The sequence below is a fragment of the Maribacter confluentis genome, from assembly GCF_030505015.1.
Lineage (GTDB): Bacteria > Bacteroidota > Bacteroidia > Flavobacteriales > Flavobacteriaceae > Maribacter > Maribacter sedimenticola.
Genome location: NZ_JAUKUC010000001.1, coordinates 3,209,908 through 3,231,380 on the forward strand (window position 1 = coordinate 3,209,908; position 21,473 = coordinate 3,231,380).

Annotated in this window: 16 protein-coding genes; 9 read left to right on the forward strand and 7 right to left on the reverse strand. The window is 38.7% G+C overall.

Annotated features, from left to right (window positions below; genetic code table 11):
- Positions 1-71: 71 nt before the first annotated feature.
- Entirely contained in the window at positions 72-617 is a 546-nt protein-coding gene (locus tag Q2T41_RS13910; protein WP_304436561.1) for a cupin domain-containing protein, read from the forward strand.
- 15 nt (positions 618-632) lie between these two features.
- Here Q2T41_RS13910 and Q2T41_RS13915 read toward each other — a convergent pair whose 3' ends face one another.
- Both Q2T41_RS13915 and Q2T41_RS13920 read right to left on the reverse strand, forming a co-directional pair.
- Complete coding sequence (locus tag Q2T41_RS13915) at positions 633-3,449, reverse strand: Npt1/Npt2 family nucleotide transporter (protein ID WP_304436562.1); 2,817 nt, start codon at positions 3,447-3,449, stop codon at positions 633-635.
- 28 nt (positions 3,450-3,477) lie between these two features.
- Positions 3,478-4,383, reverse strand: coding sequence for a serine hydrolase (locus tag Q2T41_RS13920; RefSeq protein WP_304436563.1), 906 nt, complete (start codon positions 4,381-4,383; stop codon positions 3,478-3,480).
- A 267-nt stretch (positions 4,384-4,650) separates the two neighbouring features.
- Here Q2T41_RS13920 and Q2T41_RS13925 point away from each other — a divergent pair, with 267 nt between their 5' ends.
- From Q2T41_RS13925 to Q2T41_RS13935, 3 genes are read left to right on the forward strand one after another with little or no spacing between them, the layout of a single operon-like run.
- Complete coding sequence (locus Q2T41_RS13925; RefSeq protein WP_144804907.1) at positions 4,651-5,712, forward strand: pyridoxal-phosphate dependent enzyme; 1,062 nt, start codon at positions 4,651-4,653, stop codon at positions 5,710-5,712.
- Positions 5,713-5,720: 8 nt separating this feature from the next.
- On the forward strand, positions 5,721-6,794 hold the full coding sequence (locus Q2T41_RS13930; RefSeq protein ID WP_304436564.1) for an N-acetyltransferase DgcN family protein: 1,074 nt from the start codon (positions 5,721-5,723) through the stop codon (positions 6,792-6,794).
- Complete coding sequence (locus tag Q2T41_RS13935; RefSeq protein WP_304436565.1) at positions 6,791-7,858, forward strand: mandelate racemase/muconate lactonizing enzyme family protein; 1,068 nt, start codon at positions 6,791-6,793, stop codon at positions 7,856-7,858. The genes Q2T41_RS13930 and Q2T41_RS13935 overlap by 4 nt, the downstream gene beginning before the upstream one ends.
- A 41-nt stretch (positions 7,859-7,899) precedes the next feature.
- Here the strand turns inward: Q2T41_RS13935 and Q2T41_RS13940 are convergent, their stop codons facing one another.
- The 4 genes from Q2T41_RS13940 to Q2T41_RS13950 all read right to left on the reverse strand — a co-directional run bounded on the left by Q2T41_RS13940 (position 7,900) and on the right by Q2T41_RS13950 (position 10,777).
- Entirely contained in the window at positions 7,900-8,709 is an 810-nt protein-coding gene (locus tag Q2T41_RS13940; protein ID WP_304436566.1) for an amidohydrolase family protein, read from the reverse strand.
- A 33-nt stretch (positions 8,710-8,742) separates the two neighbouring features.
- Positions 8,743-9,327 (reverse strand): HEPN domain-containing protein, encoded by a 585-nt coding sequence (locus Q2T41_RS20805; RefSeq protein ID WP_367186876.1) that lies wholly within the window; start codon positions 9,325-9,327, stop codon positions 8,743-8,745.
- A gap of 384 nt (positions 9,328-9,711) precedes the next feature.
- Positions 9,712-10,053, reverse strand: a complete 342-nt coding sequence (locus Q2T41_RS20810; RefSeq protein WP_367186877.1) for an ApeA N-terminal domain 1-containing protein — start codon at positions 10,051-10,053, stop codon at positions 9,712-9,714.
- A gap of 40 nt (positions 10,054-10,093) precedes the next feature.
- Positions 10,094-10,777, reverse strand: a complete 684-nt coding sequence (locus Q2T41_RS13950) for a cell division ATP-binding protein FtsE (protein WP_089259555.1) — start codon at positions 10,775-10,777, stop codon at positions 10,094-10,096.
- A 156-nt stretch (positions 10,778-10,933) separates the two neighbouring features.
- Here Q2T41_RS13950 and Q2T41_RS13955 point away from each other — a divergent pair, with 156 nt between their 5' ends.
- The 4 genes from Q2T41_RS13955 (at position 10,934) to Q2T41_RS13970 (ending at position 19,116) form a co-directional block, all read left to right on the forward strand.
- Complete coding sequence (locus Q2T41_RS13955; protein ID WP_304436567.1) at positions 10,934-13,951, forward strand: tetratricopeptide repeat protein; 3,018 nt, start codon at positions 10,934-10,936, stop codon at positions 13,949-13,951.
- 5 nt (positions 13,952-13,956) lie between these two features.
- A complete protein-coding gene (locus Q2T41_RS13960; RefSeq protein ID WP_304436568.1) occupies positions 13,957-15,738 on the forward strand; it encodes a TonB-dependent receptor in 1,782 nt (593 codons plus the stop codon).
- 159 nt (positions 15,739-15,897) lie between these two features.
- A complete protein-coding gene (locus Q2T41_RS13965) occupies positions 15,898-17,904 on the forward strand; it encodes an NHL repeat-containing protein (RefSeq protein ID WP_304436569.1) in 2,007 nt (668 codons plus the stop codon).
- Between the two features lie 135 nt (positions 17,905-18,039).
- Positions 18,040-19,116 (forward strand): OmpA family protein, encoded by a 1,077-nt coding sequence (locus Q2T41_RS13970; protein WP_304436570.1) that lies wholly within the window; start codon positions 18,040-18,042, stop codon positions 19,114-19,116.
- On the opposite strand, the gene Q2T41_RS13975 is transcribed toward Q2T41_RS13970, so the two are convergent.
- Positions 19,117-19,899: an NIPSNAP family protein gene (locus tag Q2T41_RS13975; protein ID WP_304436571.1), complete on the reverse strand. Its 783-nt coding sequence runs from the start codon at positions 19,897-19,899 to the stop codon at positions 19,117-19,119. It abuts the gene before it with no gap.
- Positions 19,900-20,060: 161 nt separating this feature from the next.
- Here Q2T41_RS13975 and Q2T41_RS13980 point away from each other — a divergent pair, with 161 nt between their 5' ends.
- Positions 20,061-21,368, forward strand: a complete 1,308-nt coding sequence (locus Q2T41_RS13980; protein WP_304436572.1) for an MFS transporter — start codon at positions 20,061-20,063, stop codon at positions 21,366-21,368.
- Positions 21,369-21,473: the final 105 nt, after the last annotated feature.

The window sequence follows — 21,473 nt, forward strand, 5'->3', positions numbered from 1 at the left end:
CTAGGGTTATACCGTGATTTTCACATTTATCCCATAACGTTTTATGGTTAATTTGGTTGAAAATTATATTCATGGACAGAAAAAAATTTATACAACAGTCAGGTAATGGGGTGGTTTTCACTTTATTGTCAGGGGTTATGTTCGGTCAAAAAAAAGGTATGGCGGTCAACTTACCCAAGATGAATGATCCCAAAGTAATTAGGGATGCGGATGGCGATGTGTTCAATGTGATCGGGGATATACAGACCCATAAGTTATTGGGTGCAGAAACCGGGAATCAAATTTTTGAATGGGTGGACAATGTGGAACCCGGGGTAGGTATACCTCCGCATATACATACCAAGGAAGATGAAATTTTTAGGGTGGTAAAGGGTGAGGTTGAAATTACCGTAGGTGGCAAGAGCGAAGTGCTTAAGGCCGGTGATATTGCTTTTGCACCAAAAAATATACCCCATACATGGAAGGTAGTAGGTACGGAAAAAGCAAAAATGATAACTTCCGCACTGCCCGCTGGAATAGAACTTATGTTTCAAGAATTAGCAGCATTACCGCCAGGACCTCCAAATTTTGAAAAACTGGCCGAAATTTGTGGCAAACAGGGTATACGCTTCGTGTAATCCTGTAAAAAATGCTTACGGTTTTTGTGGAGATAACGAGGTAAACGCATTTAAGGCAAAACTTCTGATCTTTGGGTCCGGGTCATTAAGTTGACCTTCAACCATGGGCAGGAACTTAGGTTCTTTCTGTTGGGCTATGAGGTACAGAACGGCCAACTTAATCTTTAGGTCATTGCCCTGTAACAATAATTTAAAGCATTCCAATTCCGTTGGAATCTTATGCTTTATTTTTTGCAACTCCTCTTCGGACGATATATCCATGGCGCTTTCCTCTATTATAGGAAGCAATTTGCGCTTTAGCTCTCCGGTCAGCAAATTGTCCAAGAATTCTATTGCGTTTTGTTGGGCTTCTTGCTTTTGGCTCAGTAGCCCTTCATAGGCAATGGCGACATCCTTTTGTTGGTACCTTAGGCCCAAGAGTTTAAAAATGCGTTCCAGTCCTGTATCCAAACGGCGTTCCAAAAGTTCCAAAAGACTGGTACGGGCATCTCTCTCTGCATCAGTGATTTCCTTTTTGGATTTTGTTCTATTGCGATAGGAAATAATTATTTGGGTATGCATGGCAGATAAGGTTTGATGGTGCAATTTACATTCGTCAAATATTACGGAAACCACTTTATACCTATTAAATTTTAAATACGGATGACTGGCCCGTATGGCACTCAAGGCCCGTACCACTTCTAAGCGTACCGTTAAATCATTATCCGTCAATATACCCAGCAATTGATGGACGGATTCCTTGGAATGGAACGATTGTATTGCCGCTGGTATAAAACGCAGAACCTCCAAGGGCTGTTTGCGTTCTTGAACCTGTTTGCCCAGAAGGGGAATAATACTAGGACCAAAAAGTTTAAACGCTTCCATGACCGTTGCCCTATACTTTTTTTGGATCAGAAAAGGTATGATAAGTTGCACCAAAAACGAATCTGTTGCCGTGCCAATAGCTTTTATGGTCGTGCGTACTACATGCTCACTGTCATCGTACAGGTACGTACCCAATGTGTTGTAAAATAGGGGTAAATTGGCAATGCCTAAAATTTCAATTACCGCCTCTTTATAGCTATCATCCCTATCATTTATTTTGTCGATAGCCTTGGAAATGCGGTCAACCAAACCATAACGCTGTTTAAGGGAATAATTATTTTTGGCCGCCCTTGCTAGACAATAAAGCGCCGCCATGGCTATTCGTTCATTGGAATGTTCCAAATAGGCATCGAACACAAACGATTTGTCCTTGTGGGCAAAGCTAAGGATATAGGCCAAGGTTGCAATAGTGAGTTCACGATCATCAATAAGCAACAGTTCGGAAACCTTGGCGGTCATTGTTTTGGAATTTAAAAAGTATAGGTTTTGAATAGCGGATAATTTAACCTTATTGCTTGGGTGTCCTAACAACTGTTCCACATCTGCGGCAAAACGCTTGTCATTGATTTCCATGAGTTTGTCCAACATGAACAGAATTTGAGCTTCTGTACCGTTCGCAAATACCGTTCGCATTCCCGAGACAACGGAAACTTTGGTGGTTGAAATCTTTTTGGTCTTTTTTGAGGAGTCCGTAAGCATTTCCAAATTGGACCTGAAGGTCTTGTAATACTCTATACGTACCTTGTAAATAAAGTACAGCCAAAGGCATACCAGTGCAATGATGAGTGCCCCGATATAGATTGAAGGTAGGTCCAGCCCACGGACTACAAATATCAAGAGGCATCCGGCAATACCTGTGGCCAAACTATCAACGACAACATCTATGAACGACTTGGTCCTATTTTTTAAATCGAAAGGCAGGGGTAGTGTCAGTAATTCTGAAGCGCTTTTATGAATGGACTGTTTTAGGACTCCATCCATCGCCTTGATGACCACAACGGCAGAAAGTTCGGGAAGCATTAAAAACAACATGCTTCCGCCAAAAATGCCCAATGGTAATAATAGTAAGGAAAAGCCAACGCCCCAAATACCTACGATCCTATGTGTAAAAAAAAGTTGAATGACCAAGGACAGCAGGTTGAAGGTAGAAAACCAAAATGCAAAAAATGCGGTCAATTCGTCTGCGTCCGTAAAGGCTGTGGAAGCAAATTCACTAAAGAGGTAATCTACCAATTTGGCCACCACTACACTTACCGCTACAATGCAAGCTATATAGGTAAGGTGTTTTGATTTAAGAATAAGCCGTAAGGGTGCTTCACTAATATTAGAGGCAGTTTTGTGTTTTTTGATGCTACCGTTCTTTTTTACCCGTATATGCCAGATTTTACGTAATAGGGGAATACAGAAAAAAAGGAGTAGGGACGCTACGAACATGAGGTTTTCATTGCCAATGAGCGGAGCTAGAATAGAGGTAAGGTAACCCCCAAAAATACCACCGATGATGGCACCTGAACCTATAAAGCCAAACAACCTTTTAGCTTCCCTGATATTGAATACCAAGTTGGCCAATACCCAAAATTGGGAAGCGGACAGAACGGCATATATGGCCACCCAGATATAGAAAAAATAGAGTAATATACCGCTAACCACATTTAATGACAATAGTATTCCCAACCCTATCAAGATGATTATGGAACTGATCAGGGTGGTCTCAATGACCTTTTTTAAGGGAAATTTGGATACTGCCCTAGAATAGAAATAGGATGTTGCCACGGCCGTAACGGCCACTAAAAGAAAGGCGAACGGTAATTGTTCAATACCCAATTCAGACAGGAACAGGGCATTAACGGTGGGTTTAATGATCAGTAATACGGCAATGACCAAAAAAATGTAGGCGAGCATCCAAAGTGAAACCTTGAACTCGCCTTCACGTACATCGAATATTTTTTTGATCAGTCTTTCTACCATGCAGAAAAGGGGTTCTTTGTTCCAAGTCCTAAAGTACAGGCTTTTTCAACACCTTTTCAATAGGTTTTACCAAATCCCTTATAATTTGTTCCCCATTGGCGTCATCTATCAACGCTACCAATATGTATCTTCTGTTATTGTCTTCTCCCCAAACCAATATGGAATCTGAGTGGTAGGTTCTCCATGAACCTGATTTTCTGAACAAACGGGCATTGGGTGCGATCTGGTCCAGGGTATTTACAAATTTATGGTGCAGTTCCGGATCTTCCATAATATCCAACATTTGTTTGGACCTTTTACGGTTTACCAATTTACCATTGGCTAAAAGATAATAGTACCTGCATACCTGGGTAACCGATGCCGCATGGCTTAAATTTTTTAGGGGTTCACGATTGGTGTCCCCGCCACTTCCATAACGTTTTCCAACCCATAGTCCGCCACCTTTTTGCTCATCGTAAAAGGCATATTTAGGATCTGTCATCACCGCTTCCAATTTTTCATAACCTACGCGATCGATCATACGGGTAGAAGCCGCATTGTCAGATTTACTGATCATTAAGCGCATATCCTTTTTAATTTCCGCAGTTTCCTTTAATTCCCCTTTTTCAATAGCATCCATAGAGGCCAATAGTATGGCAATCTTGGGAAGGCTTGCCGCATACATCATATGGTTGCCGTTAACGCGGGCAAAACGAACTTTTTCCGGATTACTTAGATCAACCAAACCAACCGCCATTTTCTTTTGTATAATAAGGTCGTTCCATTCTGGATGCGAGGTAAGTTCATCCCTTAAATTGGTCTGCAATGAGCTATCCAATAATTTTTGCAAGGGCCTGATCTTGGAATTGTCCATACGAAGAGGTAACTCATCTTGGGCATACAATAACGCGCTGGACAAAAGGGTAAAAAGAAAAATTAACGAGGTTGATTTCATTGATTTGTTGCCTATTTTAAAAAAGTAGTCAAAATTAGCTAAAGCGATTATTGTGCTACTGTTAAAATTTGAATTAATTGAGAACAGGTTTCACTTAATAAAATCGCCTATTGGCAAGTGTCACCATAAATATTGATGTTAATTTTTAAATTTATTTCCATTATTGGAGTACCTATGCAATCTTAAATTATGGTATTTTAATATTATTATTCTAAAGGGGTAATCAAATTAATTACCTTATCTTAAAAAAAGAATTGTTATATAGGTATGAATCTTAAAGACGGTGTAAAAACTGCTGAAAATAAAGTGTCCGCAGAGGCACGTAGGCTCAGTGATATGGTCAAGGATACTCGTAAATCCTTGGTAGACCGTTTGGAATGTTTTGAGGATATAATAAGTTTAGAGGTAGGTGATACAGGGCTTCACCGTGCAAAAACCTTGGAACGGGAGTTTGATGTACGCCAATTGTACCTAAAGTATGAAGGAGATAATCCTACCGGAACGCAAAAAGATCGCATAGCCTTTGCTCAGTTATACGATGCGTTGAGAAGGGAGTTTACTATTGTAAGTTTGGCTACTTGTGGCAATTATGGCGTTGCTATGGCCCTGGCTTCTGATTTGGCGGGCATTGCTTGTAAAATATACATTCCGGAGAGTTACCATACGGACCGTGTAATGGAAATGGAGGCCTTGGGTGCAGAAATAATTCGTATACCGGGAAGTTATGAGGATGTGGTAACGGAAAGTTCTAGGTTGGCGATAGAGAATGGTTGGTATGACGCCAATCCCGGAGGAGCCAATACCCCATTACAAATATCGGCCTATGCGCAGATTGCCCAAGAGATTTTTGAGGATTTGGGCGATGCACCTAAGTACTGCGCCATACCGGTATCCAACGGAACCTTGTTCGCCGGAGTTTATAGGGGCTTTGTAAATTTGTATAAACGAGGCAAGACATCACGAATACCAAAAATGATCGCTGCATCATCGTCCCATAAAAATCCTATTGTTGAATCCTATCTTCAGGGCTTGCGCCATTGTAAAGATTTAAATCCCACGGTTATCAAGGAGACCAAATACAATGAACCTTTGATCAATTGGCATAGTTTTGACGGGGAGGAGGCGCTTTATGCATTATGGGAATCTGAAGGAGAGGCATTCAATATCAGTGACAAAAAATTAAGGGAAATGACTTCCCTATTATATAAAAAGGAAGGGTTCAGAATTTTACCTGCATCCACTGCGGGGTTGATCGGTCTTCTGGAACTGGATGAAAAAATGAATTTTGAGCCTGACCGTTTTGTGGCCGTGCTCACCGCAAAAAATTAATACAAGAGATGAAAAAAGTGATAGATGGTAAGGCTCTGGTGTACTGTGAAGGTGCCTTTAATACGCCCAATGGAAAAACTGCACATGGTTTGGTCCGTTTTACGGAGCGCTACGAGATAGTTGGAGTCCTAGACGAAAAATATGCGGGTAGGGATGCCGGTGATGTATTGGACGGTAGACCTAACGGAATACCCGTTTTTAATGACATTGAAACGGCCATTTCAACACTCGGCGCAACCAATCAGTTGCCTAGTTATTTGGTCATTGGCCTTGCGCCAGATGGAGGCCGATTGCCTCTAGTGGCCAAATCTACGATCAAGGCAGCATTGCAACAGGGTTGGAACGTAGATAGCGGACTACATGATTTTTTGACCAATGATCCGGAATTGGTGGCTTTGGCCAACGAGAAAAAAGTTACGATCAGGGATATCAGAAAAACGCCGGATCGCGATAAACTCCATTTTTTTACCGGGGATATCGAAAAAGTGGAATGTTTAAAATTAGCGGTATTGGGTACCGATTCTGCTTTAGGCAAACGGACCACAGCTTGGATTTTGGTTCATGCATTCCGTAAGGCGGGCAAAAAGGCCGAAATGATCGGAACGGGACAAACCGGCTGGATGCAAGGTGCAAAATACAGTATGGTCATGGATAGCTGTATCAATGATTTTGTTTCTGGCGAGATAGAACATGCCGTGGTGAGTGCCTACAAGAATGAGAATCCGGATGTTATTGTAATTGAAGGCCAAGGTAGTCTTATGAACCCGGCGTATCCAGGTGGTTTTGAAATTCTGGCCGCAGGAAGACCGGATTATGTCATTCTGCAACATGCGCCCAAACGTTTGGAATATGACGGTTTTCCCGGATATAAAATGCATTCGCTAGAAGAACAGATTAATGCAATACAGGTAATTTCAGGTAAGGAAGTCATTGCCATTACCGTGAATCATGAAGGAATGGAAAAAAGTGAAATCTTGGACGTTTGCAAGGCAATTACCCTAGAGACCAAATTGCCGGCCTATGATGTGTTGGAGTATGGGGCAGAAGACCTGATTGCACTTTTAATGACCAAACTTAAATGAGAATAACCCATATTTCATATGAGCGTTTGGACCTTAAACTTTCCGATCCTTATACCATTGCGTACGAGACTATTGATCGCACCAGTAATTTTATCCTGAAAATTGAAACCGATGGTAAAATTGTTGGGTATGGTTGTGCCGCTCCCGATCCTGTGGTTACCAATGAATCTCCGGCAGAGGTTACCCATGCCATTAAAAACATCATTATTCCCTATTTGATAGGGAAAGACCCGTTTACTTATGCTTTGTTGTTGTTGGAGTTAAAACAGTTATTGGGCAAACGTTCTTCTGCCTTGGCCATGGTAGACCTGGCATTGTTTGATATAATGTCCAAAAAGGCAGAAGTACCTTTGTATAAATTTTTGGGAGGATACCGTAACCACATTGCCACAAGCATTACCATTGGTATAATGGGGGTAAAAGAAACCTTGGCCTATGCGGGTACATTTATTGAGCAGGGTTTTACGATTTTGAAAATTAAAGGCGGTACCGATCTTGAAGAGGATATTGCTAAAATGCGGATGCTACATGAAAAATACCCGGATATAGCTTTACGATTTGATGGTAACCAAGGTTATTCCGTTAAGGAATCGGTAGATTTTGTCAAAGCGACCGCAGCGATCGGGATTGAAATTTTTGAACAACCTACCAAAGTGGAATCAGAGGAACGATTGGGCGAAGTTACCGATCAAGTTAGTATACCCGTTATGGCAGATGAAAGCCTAAAAACATTGACAGATGCCTTTCGTTTGGCACAGAACGAACGTGTGGATATGGTCAATATCAAACTTCAAAAAGTTGGGGGTATCTGGGTAGGAATGCATATTAATTCCGTGGCAAAGGCGGCCAAGCTAGATGCCATGGTTGGTTGTATAGACGAGTGCGGATTAGGTATAGCTGCAGGATTGCATTTTGCCTTATCAAGGCCTAACATAGTATATGCAGATTTAGATGGGCACTTAGATATTATTGACGACCCGTACCATTCTATTTTTAGATTGGAAAAGGGGATTCTCTACCCTACTGAAAAATATGGATTGGGATTTTCAGAGGCTAGTTTGTAATACCTGAAATTTGGGTATTCCTAGGTGTTTTGGGATTGTATCTACAGTTGACTAATATCAATTTTAAAAAGTTCAGCAGCATTTTTCCAAAGAATGAGTTCTTTCTTCTCGTTTGATAAATCAAGTTGATCCATGAATTTTAGATACGATTTCATATTCGAAATAGGCCAATCGGTACCATAAAGTAGGTATTTAGGGTCGCCAGCATAAGTAATCATTTCTTCGATTTCCTTTTTCATGTAGCGTTCAAACTTATCTGAGAAATCACCCAAAACCAATCCGGATATATCTGCGTAGACATTTTTGTTTTTATAAACGACTTCCATACAATCCTTGATCCACGGATTACCCACATGGCAAATCACGATTTTTAACTCTGGATAGTCAACAGCTAAATCATCTATATGAATAGGGTGGGAGTATTTTATTTTTCCGGTAGGCGCATAAGTGTCACCAGAATGAAACATTACTGGTACGTCATATTCAATCGCCATTTCATACATTAATTTAAAACGAATATCATTCGGGTAAAATGGCTCGTAACCTGGGTAGAATTTTAAACCTTTAATGAATCCTTTTTCAAGGTAATCGCTAATCTCAATTACATCTCTGTGGTTGTAATGCAAATAACTAATGCCCGATACCACACCCAAATTATTATACCCTTTTATAGCCTCTACAACCTGTTTGGTACTTGGTCTATGTTCATTGACTTTATATGACGTGAGTACTAAAGAGTAATCAATGCTATTATCCTTCATGTTTTGCGAAAGCTTGTCTAAACTTTCGTTTAAAGACACCACTCTATCTTCATGATAGTTGTTGATATGGGTATGTACGTCTATAATCATTTGTTGTTATATTTATAAAGGATTTTTAAAAGTTTAATCTTCAAAACGCATTCTGTCATTAGATTGATATAAACTATTGATTCTTTCACCTGTTTCAATCAGTAATTTTTCAATCAATTTATTTTTTATCCCTAAGATTCTATAAACATTTATTTTAACAACAGTTTCAATAAAAAAAGAGGCATATAGCATATCGAATTCTTCAAAAATATTTTTACTATTTCCTCTGTGTACAAGATAGTTTCTAGTTTTTACGATTTTCGATATGTAATTTTTCACATTTTGATTTTCAGGAAGTAGATGTGAAAAATCAGCTTCATAATTAGTTAATCTATTCCGAAAGTTAGGTTCATTTATATGTGCTAAGTTATTTTCTATCAATTTCCTCAAATCATTATTTTCAATTGATTTTAATATATTTTCCTTAATAGATTTGAATTCAGACTTATCGAATAGTTTGTAATTATTGAATCTTCTATGTAATGTTTCAATCGCAAAACAATTATTTAGAAAATAATTTTCATGACTTAATTGAGTATTGATTGTTTTTTCTAAAATTAATTCTATGCTTGTGTGTAAGTCCTTTTTGTCAAACCAATTATGGATGATTTCGTTCAATTCTAATTTAATATCCTCAAACGTAATTTTTGGATTTATATAGGATGGAGATCCTAACGAATTACTACCTGCCCAAAAAAGGGTGATGCCTAACTCCTCTTTTCTATTGAAAGTTGTGTCATCAATTTTAGTATCTCTATTGGATAAAATAAAAAATATTTTTTTTAATTCTTTTATTAAATGGAGGTAATCCCAAACATTAATATCTTTATTTAAAGAGCTGATTTTTAAACTAATATTTTCTTTGAAATTGATTTCATTAAATTCTCTCTTTAAACTTATATTGTGGGAGGGAAAAATTTCTATTGTATAATTATCTGATTTATAAATGGTGATTCTCTTAACCTTTTTAATTGATAAATCTTTTCCAGTAAAGTTTATAGACTAAATTTTGGTCCAATCAAGTAAACCTGACATCTTTATATTTACATTGTCGAAATAAATAGACTCGGGCTTATGAATATGTCCACCCTTAAATAAGTATTCTACATTATACTTCTTGATTATTCCGCCTGCACCACTGGACCTTGCTGTGTTTTGACAATTTACTAAGGTGATTTTTCCAATTCCATTGAAAATACCAATAATTGTTTTTATGTTATTGAAATTGCGTTCTGTTGAAGGAAACTCTATTTCTATAATATCTTGTGATATTGAAAGTCTAACAGAATCAATAAAATCGACTTTATTATAAGGCGAAACTATTTTTCCAATATAATTCTCCATTCACGTTCTATTTAGGTCATAATGAGCTAACATTTTTAAATTATACCGCCCGCTGTACCACCTCAAACACCTTATTGGCATCACATTTAATCGTCTTTGCCGGGTATTTAAGAATTAGGGCATAATCATGCGTTGCCATAAGAATGGTCCTACCAGATTTATTGATTTCCTGTAAAACTTTCATGACCTCTACACTGGTTTGTGGATCCAAGTTTCCGGTAGGTTCATCGGCAATGATTAATTCTGGGTCATTTAATAAAGCACGTGCTATGGCAATTCGTTGTTGCTCACCACCAGAAAGTTCATGCGGAAATTTAAAGCCCTTTGTCTTCATGCCCACTTTTTCAAGCACGTTCAATACCTGGGTGTCCATTTTGGCCTTGTCCGTCCATCCGGTCGCCTTTAGGACAAACAACATATTTTGATTAATGTTCCGGTCTGGTAAAAGTTTAAAATCTTGAAAAACAATTCCCAATTTTCTTCGTAAAAACGGAATATCCTTTTCCTTTAAGGTCTTTAGATCGAACTCCACAATATGGCCTTCCCCTTTTTGCAACGGTAGATCGCCGTACAAGGTTTTCATAAAGCTACTTTTGCCACTTCCGGTTTTACCGATCAGGTATACAAACTCTCCTTTTTCTATTTTTAAACTTACTTCGCTCAATACCAAACTCTCCTTTTGAAATATAGAGGCATCCTTAAGTTCTAAAACAATCTCTCCCATAGTGCTAATGTTGATATAAAAGTAATAAGTATCTATTGATTATAATGAACCCTTTTTCAAATTCTTTTCTTTTGCAGGGGTATTACACATACTTAGGAACAATTTTTGCCGTTATCACATGTGATAACCGGTATATTTAAATAGTAACAGAACACTATGTTTAAAAAAATCACCGCTTTCTTTCCAATGGTGTTGGGTTTGGTTGCTTTGACCACTGCCCAAGAGACTAAAATTTACACGCACGAACAGAAAGCTTTTCAAGACGCCTTAGCGCTTTACAACAACGAACAGTACCAAGCGGCACAGACCATTTTCAATAAGGTCAAAGTGTCCACAAAAGATGAGGAGACCGCTGCCAATAGTGCCTACTATGCAGCCAATGCGGCAGTGCGGTTAAATCAAATTGGTGCAGATAGATTAATGGAGGATTTTGTTGAAAAATATCCTACCTCTACTAAACGGAATTCCGCTTTTGCCGATGTGGCCGAATACTATTTTCAAACGGGAAAGTATCCGTATGCCTTAAAATGGTACGATAAGGTGGACCAAGGTTCATTATCACGTGGAGAAATGGACAAGTTCAATTTCAACTACGGATATTCCCTGTTTTCATCACGCAAGACAAAACAGGCCGAAAAATACCTTGAAAAAGTCACCACATCACCTGTTTATGGTTCGCAGGCCAAATATTACCTAGGCTATATCTCATATCAGGAAGATGATTATGAAACGGCCAATGAACGTTTTGACCAAATTACCGATCAAAACGTATTGGAGGAAAAACTGAGCTACTATCAGGCAGATATGAATTTTAAGCTCGGTAAATTTGAGGAAGCCATTGCCTTGGCCAAAAAACAATTGCCGAAATCTGACAGAAAGGAAGTTTCTGAACTCAACAAGATCATTGGTGAAAGTTATTTTAACCTTGATCAGTATGAAAACGCCATTCCCTATTTAAAGGAATATAACGGCAAAGGGGGTAAATGGAGCAATACGGACTATTACTATCTTGGATATGCCTATTACAAAGGTGGGGACTATGCAAATGCCATTGCCCAATTCAATAAAATTATAGGCGGTACCAACAGCGTGGCTCAAAATGCATACTACCATTTGGCGGAATGTTATTTGAAACTGGATAAAAAACAGGAAGCATTGAATGCTTTTAGAAATGCTTCGCAAATGGACTATAGTGCAGAGATTCAGAAAGATGCATTTTTGAATTATGCACGTTTAAGTTATGAAGTGGGTAATGCTTACGAGGCGGTACCTGCGGTAATAACAAATTATTTGAAAACCTATCCTAATGATGAGCATCAACAAGAAATGCAAACTTTGCTTGTAGATTCTTACATCACCTCAAAAAACTTTGCGGGCGCAATGCAATTATTGGAGGAGAACAGAAATTATGCCAGTAAGACCGTTTACCAAAAAGTGGCATATTACAGGGGTATTGAACTGTATATGGAGGGCGATTATATGGCAGCTTCGGAAAGTTTTGGCAAATCACTTGCAAGTGCGGAAGATATGCTGTTCAAGGCAAGGGCAAATTATTGGAAGGCCGAAGCCGATTATAACAGCAATAAATTTGATGAAGCGGCAAAGGGTTTTATGGCCTTCAAGAACAATCCATCCGCAAAAAACACCGAAATGTACAAGGATATTGACTATAATTTGGCCTATGCCTTTTTTAAGCAAAAGGAGTATCCTAATGCCATTACCTATTTTGGGTCATTTGTAAAAAACAGGGATGTAGAGGTAGAAAAATTGCACGACGGGTTTTTAAGGTTGGGAGATAGCTACTATGCTACCAGTAAATATTGGCCGGCAATAGAAACTTATAACAAGGCCCTGGAACTGACCGGACCGGAGAAAGATTATGCTGCTTACCAAAAAGCCATGAGCTACGGTTATGTTGACCGTAGTGCCAGTAAAATTGAAAGCTTAGAAATGTTCGTGGCACAATATCCACGTTCCAGTTTTAAGGACGATGCGCTTTTTGAACTGGGAAACACCTATGTTGCCCAAGGTAAGGAAAGTGACGGATTGGAAGCTTACGATCGATTGATCAAGGAATATAAGGGTAGCTCATTAGTGCCACAAGCCTTGATGAGGCAAGGTTTGGTGAATTACAATGCCAACCGCAACGATGCCGCATTGGTAAAGTTTAAAACGGTTGTTCGTGATTTTCCAAAAACGCAAGAGGCTATACAGGCAGTGGCTACCGCAAAATTGGTCTACGTAGATCTGGGCAGGGTAGAAGAGTATGCAGAATGGGTTCGCGGTCTTGATTTTGTTGAAGTGACCGATGCCGAGCTGGACAATGCAACCTTTGATGCCGCACAAAAACAAAATTTGGACAGAAATATAGATGCGGCCATACGTGGGTATACCAATTATATTCAACAATTTCCAAATGGTCTACATGCGCTTGATGCCAACTTTAGTTTGGCCCAACTCTACTTTGGTAAAGGAGAAAAAGATAAGGCACTTCCTTACTATAAATATGTAGCGGACCGTAGTACTAGTGAGTATGCCGAACAAGCCTTGACAAGGGTCTGTGAGGTATATATTGGTAAGGATGATTATGCAACCGCAATGCCGTATTTGCTAAAATTGGAAAACCAGGCCAACATTCAACAAAACAGGACTTTTGCCCGTTCCAATTTAATGAAAGGCTATTATGGACAGCGCAACTATGAAAAAACATTGGAATATGCAGATAAAGTATTGGCCACTTCAAATATTGATAACCGTATTAAGAGTGATGCGCAAATTATGATCGCACGTTCCGCCATAGCTACCAATGACGAGACAAAGGCCAAAGCTGCATATGCAGAAGTATTAAAGATTGCATCTGGAACCACTGCCGCAGAGGCATTGTATTATGATGCCTATTTTGAGCATAAAGAAGGATTGTATGAAAATTCTAACATTGCCGTACAAAAATTGGCAAAGGACTACGCTACCTATAAGGAATGGGGCGGTAAAGGTTTGGTTTTAATGGCCAAAAACTACTATGCCCTTAAAGATGCCTACCAGGCTACCTATATTTTGGAAAGTGTCATAAACAATTTTGGACAGTATCCGGAAATCGTGGAAGACGCCAGAGCGGAGTTGGCAATCATTAAATCTAAAGAGTCCCAAAGTAATTCATCGGTTAATCCTAATTAAACATCATGTACACCAGTAAAAGAACACCTATGTACAATAACTATATTATTGCCTTAATTTTTCTGTCCCTTGGCATGCAAATTGGTTTTGCCCAAGATGATAAGGACAATGATTTGGGCACGGAGACAGTAACGGTTACCAAAGCATATACGCCAACCGTGTCAGACGCATTTAAAATTAAATCGGTTCCCAATTTGAACGATTCTATCGTTTTGCAAAAGAAACCCATTACCTATAGTATTTTTTCGGTACCTGTAGCATCTACCTTTACACCTTCAAAAGGAACGGCATCTACCGTAGAAAAACTACCACCACCACAGTTATATAATTCTTATGCCTCTTTTGGAGCAGGTAACTATGGCAATGTGTTAGGTGAGTTTTACACAAGTAGGACCATTAATAGGGATGAGAATTTTGATATAGGTTTTAATCACCTATCATCTCGCGGTGGAATTAAAGATGTGGAATTGAAAGATACCTTCTACGATACAAGATTGGATGCATCATATGCAAAACGTGACCGTGATTTGGATTGGGGAGCGGCTATTGGTCTGCAACATCAATTGTATAATTGGTACGGAATTCCTGAAGGGGAATTTAGCGAAAGTGAGCTGAGCGGTATAGATGAAACACAAAACTATTTTATGGGTGAAGCAGGTGCCCATATAAATGTAGAGGACGCTTATTTCAAGAGAGCGGATATAAAGTACCGTAGGTTTTTTGATGCGTTAAGTTCAGGAGAAAATAGGGCGATTTTGACGACTGGTTTTGAATTCCCCATGAATGAAGAGGCTTTTGGCGTTAAGCTTAAAGTTGATTATGTTGGGGGTTCTTTTGCTAACGATGGCTATGCCCCTGCCGTTAATTCTTCACCAATTGACTATAGTAATTTACAGGCAGGTATCAATCCGTCATTAAAAATGCTCCGTGATGATTTGTCTTTAAATCTTGGTATAAATGTGGTTTACGGAATGGATTTAGAAAACAGCGAAAGCAACTTTTATATCTATCCAGCGGTAACGACATCATACAGATTATTAGATGAATCTGTTATTGCCTATGGTGGTGTAACCGGAGAATTAAGGCAAAACTCGTATTATGATTTTGTGGAAGCCAATCCGTTTGTGTCACCAACATTGCTTGTAGCGCCTACCGATAGTCAATATAATGCCTATGTTGGATTTAAAGGGCAGCTGTTACCTAATTTAAGTTATAATATTAAAGGATCGTATGCGGCAGAAAATAGAAAACCGCTATTTATATTAAACCCACAAGAAGATTCTAGAAGTGATGATAACGGATATTTTTTAGGGAATTCCTTCAGGGTGTTTTATGACGATATAAAAACGCTTGGAATCTTTGGGGAACTAAATGTAGATGTGAACCGTAATTTTACCTTAGGTGTCAATGCCGAGGTGTATGACTATACCACGGAAACGGGTAACCCCGCTTGGAACTTACCTAATTTAAAAGCCTCATTATTCATGGATTATCAAATTGGCGAACAATGGTTTATGGGGGCCAATCTGTTTTATGTTGGTGAAAGAGAAGATTTTGCAAGCGATACAAATTCTGGTGCGGCCATTCCACAACCAGGTATAGATACCCCAATTACATTAGAAGGGTATTTTGATGCCAATGCACATGTAGGCTATAGATTTAACGACCACCTTTCATTTTTTGTAAAAGGGGCCAACCTATCAAACAATCAGTATCAGCGTTGGGCCAATTTTCAGGTCCAAGGTATTCAAGTGCTTGGAGGAGCTACTTATAAGTTCGATTTTTAGGACAAATTCCAAACATTTCAAAACCGCTAAACCGTATGGTCTCCATCTAAGTTTAGCGGTTTTTTCTTTAATAAATATTTAACAATTGGATTAAAACCTTGGTTGCGTATTCTCGTAGGTAGGGGTGCCCTACTATTAATTAATATAATCCAATTAAGTATGAAAAGATCATTTTATTTATGTGCAATGTTAATTACATTGTTATTTGTTGCATCATGCAGTGATGATGATAATATGGAAATTCCAACCGCGGAAACTTGTGAAGACGGCGTTATGAACAGTGATGAGACCGGTGTGGATTGTGGAGGTTCTTTATGTGTACCTTGTGAGGACGGTATGACCGTTTTAGGTCGTAGAACAGACCTTTTTGTTACCAATAACCAAAATGGTAATATTTCTAAATTCAGTATTACAGGAGATTCGTTGGTTACCTTGGTCACTACCACTACAGCTGCAGAAGGTATCTATTATGACGCATCTTCGGATATTGTTGTACAGGCATCAAGGTCCGCTTTGTTATTGGAAGCTTTTTCAGAAGTATCTACGCTTATGGACGGTACAGTCGTAGCACCAAGTGGTACGGGTAGTGCAGATCTGGAAAGCCCAAGGGAAATGGCAGTTAATGGTTCTACTTACGTAGTGGCAGATAATGGTTCCAATAGATTTTTTGTTTATGAAATGAACGGTACAGGATTTTCCTTAACGAACACTGTTGAGGTACCATTTCCGGTATGGGGTATTGTCTTTAAAGGAGATGACCTATATGCCGTAGTGGATACAACAGGAGATTTGGCCGTATTCTATAACTTTCTTTCAAATGCTACGGATGGTATAGTTAGACCATCGAAAAGAGTTACAATTGAAGGTATTGTAAGAACGCATGGTATTGTGTACGATGGGTCTGATGATGTTATGGTCTTGACCGATATTGGTGATGCTGCAAATACTATAGATGATGGTGGATTTCATGTCATTACCGATTTTTCTTCCAAATTTGATGCACTTTCAGATGGGGAATTGCTACCGGTAGGAATGCAGGTACGTGTTGCCGGACCATCTACTTTAATGGGTAATCCAATTGACGTTGCTTATGATTCAGAAACTGATGCAGTGTATATTTCAGAAATTGGTAATGGAAAAGTTTTAGGTTATACAGATATAGGCTCCGGTGGTAATCTAACCCCTTCTTTCAATAAGGATTTACCGTCCGCATCCTCTATCTATTTTAGTAGTGATGAAACTGATGGTAATACCGGCGATTCTACTACTGCTAGGTCAACTAGCTTATATGTAACAAGTACTGCAAATGGTAATGTTAGTGTCTATAATGCCAACGGAATGTTGACTAAGACAGTAGTTACAGGTTCGGATTCTTCTGAAGGTATTTATTACAACGCCATGAACGATGCTATTATACAAGCATCAAGGTCAGGAATGGCTTTGGAATATTATGGAAGTTTTGCTGCGGTTACAGATTTAGCAAATTTAGTTGCTGATTTTACGGGTGGTTCAGATGTAGAGAGCCCAAGGGAGATTGCCGTTTTTGGTAATAAGGTAGTTGTTTCCAGTAATACTGAAAACAAGTTTTATGTATACGAGTATAATGGTTCAAGCTTTAATTTGTTGAATACGTTCGATGCAGGTTTCAATACTTGGGGCATAACCTTTATGGGGAACACTTTATTGGCTGTAGTGGATTCTACGAGTGATCTGGCGGTCTATGAAGACTTTTGGGCTACGAATACTACAGACGGGGCCATTACACCTACTAAACGAATTACTGTTGATGGTATAGTTAGAACACATGGTGTCGATTATAGTGAAGCTGATGATGTATTGGTAATGACGGATATAGGGGATGCTGCTGATGCCAATACCGACGGTGGTTTTCAGGTAACCCAAGATTTTTCAACTAAATTGGGTGCTATTGAAAATGGAGGTGCACTGGCACTTTCTGAGCAGACAAGGGTAGCAGGTTCATTGACACAGATGGGTAATCCTATAGATGTGGCCTATGATCATAATACAAAAACGGTGTTCATTGCCGAAATTGGTAATGGTAAGGTTCTCGGATTTTCAGATGCCTTGAATGCAAATGGTAATATTGCGCCAGCGGTCAGTAATGACCTTGCTTCTGCTGCATCGTTATATCTGTACAATAACTAAAAGGTTTTTGGTTAGGTTTTGGATTGTTGAAAATGCCTTTTCCATATTTGGGAAGGCATTTTTTTGTTTTAGGTATAGAAAACTTTCCTATGGACACTTTTTACTACTTTAGGGTGCAATACCGACCCAATGTTGTTGAACACACTAAATAAGATAATAGTTCTACTCTTGTTATTTGGCAGTACTTCTGTTCTTGGCCAGAACGTAGTGGTAAATCCAAGTTTTGAAAAATTTGTTCAATGCCCGGTCAAGCTTGGAAACCTAGCTCAAGATGTTAGCGATTGGAATATGCCTACCCTTGGTTCTACTGATTATTTTAATGGCTGTAGTACCGCAATAGGGACACCTAAAAATTTTAACGGTCAACAGTCCGCAGATTTTGGGAAGGGCTATGTAGGGTTTTATATGTTTGCCCCGGATAATTATAGGGAATATATTCAGGGCAAGCTGTTTTCTACCTTGGATAAGGGCAGACGTTATACGGTTACGTTTTACATTAGTCTGGCAGAACGGTCAGATTTTGCAGTGAAGCAATTTGGTATACGTTTTTCTGAATTTCCGGTGTCCATAGAGACCTCAAAAGTGCTATCAAATATGCATTTTTCAAAAGTAGAAGGGGATACTTCCAATAAACTGGAAATTAAGTATTCCAAATTTTTTGCGGATGAGGTTGAATGGGTAAAGCTTTCAAAGGAATTCGTTGCTAATGGAACAGAAAACTTTATCATCATCGGTAATTTTTACAACGATCGGAGAACACAAAAATATCAGACCAAAAGAAAATTGACCAAGGGGTCTTATTATTATCTTGATATGGTTTCGGTCACACCCATCGATAGCTTGGACCAGTCCACTCCCAATTATGAATTGGATAGTGTTCATGTTTTCAAGGATGTTCATTTCAATTTTAATAAAAGCACCTTTAAAACCGAGTATCAGCAAGAAATGAATGGTATTGTGCAGTATTTAAAAAACAATCCTACTTTTAAAATCACCATCACCGGCCATACAGATTCCATTGGAACAGAGATATTCAATAAGGAATTGTCCCTATTGAGGGCAAAAGAGGTAGGTCGCTTCTTAACCGTAAATGGAATTCAAGGAGATAGAATTCATATTAAGGGTCATGGTAGTGCTAAACCCATAGCTTCTAATAAAACAAAAGCCGGTAGATTGCTCAACCGGCGTGTAGAATTTATTTTGGAAAATTAATTAATAATCAGAATATGGTGTTGGGTACAACAAATCTTTATCTAATTTGTTCATATTGTTCTGGTATTTTTTCATGGATGAAATTTCTTTCCACTTGGGTGAATCGCTAAAATTTTTCCACAAGGCATTTCGTTTGTTCATATCCGAAAATGTGGTCATATACATAAGATTGGGCATGCGGTCACCAGAAATTACTTCTGCATAAAAAACGGCATTAAAGCCCAAACTTTCAAAAAGTTCAATCTCTCCACCTTCATTGAACATATGTACCTTGTTCTTGTACAGGGCTTCAGTAGGAGATTCGTAACTTCTTAGTTCATAGACTCTGTCCTTCCTTGGGCCTTCAATGGTAGTAGGTCTCATTTTGGGCATATCAGGGAAAGCACGCATTAACACGGAATTAATGCGCTCGTAGGGTGGATTGTCAAAATCAGCATTAATATAATCTGCACCTTGGGTTAAATGGGCTTTGTCCAATGCCAACAATTTCTCGATGCTTTCAAATTCGGCAAGTGATTTATAAGGTATTAAAATGTATATTTTATTGCTAGGTATAAACTTGTCGTTATGCATTTTAAATACACCTATGTGGGGTATACCCATTCTTTTTAAAGCAGGTAGGTACGCCTTTTCCAAATAGTGGTCCATACGTTGTTCTTGATCCTCGTTTTTTATGGTATAGGTTTTAAGTTCGTAGAACTCCCTTTCCTGTGCGTATCCTTGATTGGAACACGCCATAATAATGATTGTTGTTAATAGTAAGAATGATTTCCAAGTATTCATAGTTGAAATTTATGTTGTTAGGTTTAGAAAGTTAGGTATAAAATCTTAGACCTTACATTTACCTTTTTTAAAATTTTTATAACGATTTTCTCAAGTTTCCTTGGGCCGTTAATTTTATGGGCTAGTGGCTATGGTGTATTTTTACTGTCAGTAACCAGCATATGTTTAACCACCTGTTTCAAAAGCAACTAATAGATCCCTCCAAAAGTCCCGTTTTTTATGGGTATGTTATTCTAGTAATAGGGACTATTGGTATTTATTGCAGTATACCCGGGCAGACTATTGGTGTTTCTGTTTTTACCGATCCGGTTAAAGATGCCTTGGGCCTATCTAGAAATCAGTTTAGTAATGCATATATGATAGGGACCATTGTTAGCTCTTTGGTGATTGGTAGGGCAGGAGTATGGTTTGATGTTTATGGGGCGCGCTATGTAGCCTTTTTTGCGGCACTTGCTTTAGGGTTGACCCTATTTTTATGCTCATGGTCAGCGTCCATGAGTACGTATATTAAGGAGTTGTTATCCGTTGATACCTGGGTTGTGCCGTTTGTATTAATGACTATATTATTTTTTATGTTACGCTTTGCCGGTCAAGGTGTATTGACAATGGCATCCAGGAATGTAATAATGATCTGGTTCGATAAAAATAGAGGTAAGGTCAATTCTTTTAGTAGCGTTGCCCTTTCTTTTGGTTTTTCGTCTTCACCCTTATGGATCAATGGTTTGATCGAAGGTTATGGATGGTCGCAAACTTGGCAGTTTTTGGCCTTAGGATTATTGTTCTTTAGCATTTTGATATTCCTTTTTTATAAAATATCACCAGAAAAGCACGGTTTGCTGCCCGATGGTGTCAATCATTTAAATACGCAAGAGCAACGGAAAACTACCGTACCCAAACAATTTACGTTAGAGGAAGCCAAAAAAGAGCGTGCCTTTTGGATGTACGGACTTACCTTGGCCTTTAATAGTTTTTTTATCACGGGTCTTACTTTTCATATTGTTTCCATTTTTACCTTACAGGGATTTGTAAAGGAAGATGCCATTGCAATTTTCTTGCCCGGCTCTGTTGTAGCGGTAACCGTTTCTACTTTGTTTAACTTTTTAAGTGATTATCTGCCCTTAAAATTATACCTCTATTTAATGTTATTGGGAGGTATTTTGGCCTCATTGGGGTTTTTATTGTTATCTACTCCGGTTGGTGTACCTATGCTAATTGCTGGCTTTGGCACACTTGGTGGTTTTTTTGCGGTATTGAATGCAGTAGCATGGCCTCGTTTCTTTGGTAGGACACATTTAGGGAGTATAACAGGTAAAATTATGAGTTTTTTAATATTGGCAAGTGCATTGGCGCCGAGCGTGTTCAGTTTTTGTCTTTCTACTTTTGGCTCTTACAAAATGGTCGGCTTTTTAGGATTGGCCTTTTTGCTCTTTCTGGCCATTGGCTCAATAAAGGCTAATAATCCTCAATAACTTTTTGTTTAAAGCATTCTTCTAATTATTGAATCCTATAGGCATAATAGGAATTGTTTTAATGCATATAGACCTTGAACAGTTAGGGTATTACAACATCTTTTG

Excerpts from the sequence above, each read along its gene's own strand:
- Q2T41_RS13920 (WP_304436563.1), bottom strand. The coding sequence starts at position 4,383 with ATGAAATCAACCTCGTTAATTTTTCTTTTTACCCTTTTGTCCAGCGCG.
- Q2T41_RS13955 (WP_304436567.1), top strand. The coding sequence starts at position 10,934 with ATGTTTAAAAAAATCACCGCTTTCTTTCCAATGGTGTTGGGTTTGGTT.
- Q2T41_RS13960 (WP_304436568.1), top strand. The coding sequence starts at position 13,957 with ATGTACACCAGTAAAAGAACACCTATGTACAATAACTATATTATTGCC.
- Q2T41_RS13935 (WP_304436565.1), top strand. The coding sequence starts at position 6,791 with ATGAGAATAACCCATATTTCATATGAGCGTTTGGACCTTAAACTTTCC.
- Q2T41_RS13950 (WP_089259555.1), bottom strand. The coding sequence starts at position 10,777 with ATGGGAGAGATTGTTTTAGAACTTAAGGATGCCTCTATATTTCAAAAG.
- Q2T41_RS13940 (WP_304436566.1), bottom strand. The coding sequence starts at position 8,709 with ATGATTATAGACGTACATACCCATATCAACAACTATCATGAAGATAGA.
- Q2T41_RS13915 (WP_304436562.1), bottom strand. The coding sequence starts at position 3,449 with ATGGTAGAAAGACTGATCAAAAAAATATTCGATGTACGTGAAGGCGAG.
- Q2T41_RS13980 (WP_304436572.1), top strand. The coding sequence starts at position 20,061 with ATGTTTAACCACCTGTTTCAAAAGCAACTAATAGATCCCTCCAAAAGT.
- Q2T41_RS13965 (WP_304436569.1), top strand. The coding sequence starts at position 15,898 with ATGAAAAGATCATTTTATTTATGTGCAATGTTAATTACATTGTTATTT.
- Q2T41_RS13975 (WP_304436571.1), bottom strand. The coding sequence starts at position 19,899 with ATGAATACTTGGAAATCATTCTTACTATTAACAACAATCATTATTATG.
- Q2T41_RS13925 (WP_144804907.1), top strand. The coding sequence starts at position 4,651 with ATGAATCTTAAAGACGGTGTAAAAACTGCTGAAAATAAAGTGTCCGCA.
- Q2T41_RS20810 (WP_367186877.1), bottom strand. The coding sequence starts at position 10,053 with ATGGAGAATTATATTGGAAAAATAGTTTCGCCTTATAATAAAGTCGAT.
- Q2T41_RS13930 (WP_304436564.1), top strand. The coding sequence starts at position 5,721 with ATGAAAAAAGTGATAGATGGTAAGGCTCTGGTGTACTGTGAAGGTGCC.
- Q2T41_RS13910 (WP_304436561.1), top strand. The coding sequence starts at position 72 with ATGGACAGAAAAAAATTTATACAACAGTCAGGTAATGGGGTGGTTTTC.